The organism is Actinospica durhamensis, from assembly GCF_018139695.1.
Classification (GTDB): Bacteria; Actinomycetota; Actinomycetes; order Streptomycetales; family Catenulisporaceae; genus Actinospica; species Actinospica durhamensis.
In genome coordinates this window covers 1-3,317 of record NZ_JAGSOG010000467.1, presented here as the reverse complement: position 1 = coordinate 3,317, position 3,317 = coordinate 1, and the positions used below count along the sequence as shown (strand labels likewise).

Genomic DNA, 3,317 nt, shown 5'->3' with positions numbered 1-3,317 from the left:
ATCAACCTCGGCCTCACCCGCACCAACGGACGCTGGAACCTGCCGACACCAGCATGAACAGGCCAGTGGCGGGCCGGCTACGCCGACCCGCCACATCAGACCACGAAGATCTTCATCGGACTTCTAGCTCCACGGCATGCGCCGCCTGCGCACCCGCTACGAACGCCGCGCCGACATCCACGAAGCCTTCCTCAAGCTCGGCGTATGCATCATCGCACTACGACACGTGATCCGTCTGTGTTAGCGGTTGTAAGTAGCGGGTGACGGTCGGGCGCCGCAGGCCCTGCTCAGGCCGAGCGGGCGCGGCGCCCGTCCGCGGGTACCCGCCGGTTAACAGACCGGCCGGCACCTTGTCCAGGAAGCCGTGCACGGCCTTGATCCGGTCGTCGGACACCGACGTCGGCACGCTGTGACCGGGATATGAGCGGCGCCCCTGACATGCCGGGTGGGCGCCCTGAGCCGCCGGCCCTTTACGGTCCACGTCGGAAATCGCGGCGGCGAGCAGCAAATACGCGGGGGTACGCAGGGAGCTGGCCGAGTTGCGGCGTAAGAACCGTAAGTTGGAGCTGGAGAACGAGGTCCTGCGCAAGGCCGCGGCCTACTTCGCGAGGGACAACGTGCTCGCAAAATGATCTACCCGGTGGTCGCGGAGTTGGCCGGCCAGGGCAAGGCGGTGGCGGTGTGCTGCCGGCTGCTGGGCGCCTCGACCTCCGGGTACTACGAGTGGCGCGGCCGCGCGTCCTCGGCGCGCGCGTGTTGATGCTGAGCTGACGGCCGTGATCGTGGAAATCCACGCGGCTTCGCGCGGCACCTACGGCGCACCTCGGGTGCATGCCGAACTGCGTCTCGGTCTCGGCGTGCGTGTCGGGCGCAAGGGAGTGGCCCGGCTGATGAAGGCCGTCGGGATATGTGGGGTCTACCGGCGCCACACCCGTGGCTGTACGGTGCGCGACCCGGGCGCCGATCCTCATCCCGATCATGGGTCGCAATACACGAGCTGGGCCTTCGGACAGCGACTGTGCCAGGCCGGCGCGTGCTGGACGGCGGCTGACCGTGTGCCGGTCGTGGGGGTGCGCAGGGCGCTGCGACAATCAGACGCCCGCGCCATCCGGCGGGGGTTACGCTGGGCTGGAGTCGCTGACGTGCCGTCAGGATCAGGGCGGGAGGGGTCGCTCGTGTCCGAGTTGGATGTGGTCGTGGGGCAGGTCGTGCCGGTGATCGGAGCAGCGGTGGGGGCGTACGGGGCGGGGGTGTTGACTCGGGCACAGGACGCCGCTGCGGACGCCACCGTGACCCTGGGCCAGCGTGTCCTGGCCCGGCTCCTGCATCACGCGCCACGGCGCGCGGCGCTGGAGGCCGCGGTGAGCGATCTCGCCGCGGACTCGGGGGACCCGGACGCGCTGGCGGCGTTGCGCTTCCAGGTGCGCAAGGCCCTCGCGCAGGACCCAGAGCTGGTCGCGCAGCTGGCCGGGATGCTGCCGCCCGCTCCGTCCGCCAGTGCGAGCGGGCCGCGGTCGGTGGCCGTCGCCGGGGACAACAGTGCCCCGATCACCACTGGAGATCACTCTCCGATCGGGGAATCGGGGTGAGCGAATCCGCCCCGGTCTCCGGGGAACCCGGAGGTGGGCCGGTCTGGGAGCCGGGGGCTGGTGGTGCGGCGGGCCCGGGCGAGCGCTCGGTTGTCGTCCATGGCCCCAATCACGCCCCGATCACCACCGGGGACCACTCGCCGATCAACGTGACCACGATCGGGCCGCTGGCGCCGATCGCGCGGGTGCCACCGGCCCCGGGGCCGGTGGGGGTGCCCGGGCACATCCCGCTGTTCGTGGGGCGTGAGGATGTGCTGGCCGGGTTGGCGAGCGCGCTGCGGGCGGGCCCGGGGCTTGCGGTGCAGGTAGTGCACGGGCTCGGCGGGATCGGCAAGAGCGCACTGGCGGCCCGCTACGCTCTGGCACACGCGGGTGAACACACCCAGGCGGTGTGGATCAACGCGGAGGATCCGGCCGGGATCGAGGTGGGCCTTGCCCGGTTTGCGCTCGCGCTCGAACCCCAGCTCGGAACGATGCTGTCGACGGAGGCGTTGGCACAGCGCGCGACCGGCTGGCTGGCCGCGCACTCGGGGTGGCTGTTGGTGCTCGACAACGTTGCGTCGGCCGGTGATCTGAGCCCGTTGCTGGCCGCGGTGAGCACGGGCAGCGGGCGGTTCCTGGTCACCAGCCGCACGGCGCTGGGCTGGAACCGGATCGGCGCGGCGGCCGTGCGTCTGGGCGTGCTCGAGCCGCGCGAGGCTCTGAAGCTGCTGGCCGCGACGATCGGCACGACGCCACACGCCCTGCACGGCGGGGCGCAACTGTGCGCTGAACTCGGGTTCCTGCCGCTGGCGATCGTTCAGGCCGGGGCGTATATCGTGCAGAACCAGGGCGGAAGCGAACCGGACGTGCGCGGCTATCAGCGGCTACTCGCCGAGTATCCAGCCGAGTTGTACGCGAGCGGCGACGAGGCCACCGACTCCGATCGCACGATCGCACGTGTCTGGCGGGTGACCCTCGACCGGCTTGCCGACACCCCGCTCTCGGGGCGGGTCCTGCGGGTCCTGGCGTGGTATGGCCCGGACGCGATCCCGCTCGATCTGCTGGGCACGCTGGCCGCTGAACCGGCCCTCGGGCAGGCGGTCGGCCGGCTGGCCGCGTACAACATGATCACCCGTTCGCCGCGCGATCCCACCGATTCCGGCGGCGGGCCGGGCCTGGCCGTGCACCGCCTCGTCCAGGCCGTCACCCGCACCCCCGACCCCACGGACCCGCACCGTACCCGCGGCGCGATCGACCAGGCCCGCGACCTGGCCGCCGCCCTGCTGTACGCCGCCGCGCCCCGGGACTCGTCGCGTGACCCGGGGGCGTGGCCCGCATACCAGCGACTGATGCCGCACATCGACGCTTACTGCGCGCATGCCGCCCCGGAGACCGACACGCCCGACACGTCGCACGTCCTGAATGAAGCCGGGCTGTTCTTGCAGGGCCAGGGCAGTGTGGCCCGCGCAATCGAACATCTGGATCGCGCGTACGGCGGCTATCGCCGGGTGCTGGGCGAGGACCACCCCGCCACGCTGATTGCCTGCGGCAACCTCGCCATCGTCTACCGGATGGTGGGCGACCTGGGCCGGGCGATCCCGCTGCTGGAGCAGGCTCTCTGGGGTGCCCCGAAGATCTTGGACACTGGTCCTCCGATAGGCTTATGCCTAGATTGAGAGGAAACAGTGGATAAAGGTGGAGCTGGCAAGGGCAGCGGACGCCGCTGGTACTCGCCGGAGTTCAAGG

General features: G+C 71.1%; 2 protein-coding genes and 2 pseudogenes. All 4 read left to right on the top strand.

Annotated features, from left to right (window positions below; genetic code table 11):
• Positions 1-127 precede the first annotated feature (127 nt).
• A pseudogene (locus KDL01_RS39965) lies at positions 128-244 on the top strand (IS5/IS1182 family transposase); the annotation flags it as partial.
• 523 nt (positions 245-767) lie between these two features.
• Positions 768-917: pseudogene (locus KDL01_RS46330) on the top strand (helix-turn-helix domain-containing protein); the annotation flags it as partial.
• Positions 918-1,175: 258 nt separating this feature from the next.
• Positions 1,176-1,589: a hypothetical protein gene (locus tag KDL01_RS44275; protein ID WP_246577649.1), complete on the top strand. Its 414-nt coding sequence runs from the start codon at positions 1,176-1,178 to the stop codon at positions 1,587-1,589.
• Positions 1,586-3,247 (top strand): tetratricopeptide repeat protein, encoded by a 1,662-nt coding sequence (locus KDL01_RS45755; protein ID WP_212533934.1) that lies wholly within the window; start codon positions 1,586-1,588, stop codon positions 3,245-3,247. Before KDL01_RS44275 ends, KDL01_RS45755 begins: the two co-directional genes overlap by 4 nt.
• The last annotated feature ends 70 nt before the right edge of the window (positions 3,248-3,317 follow it).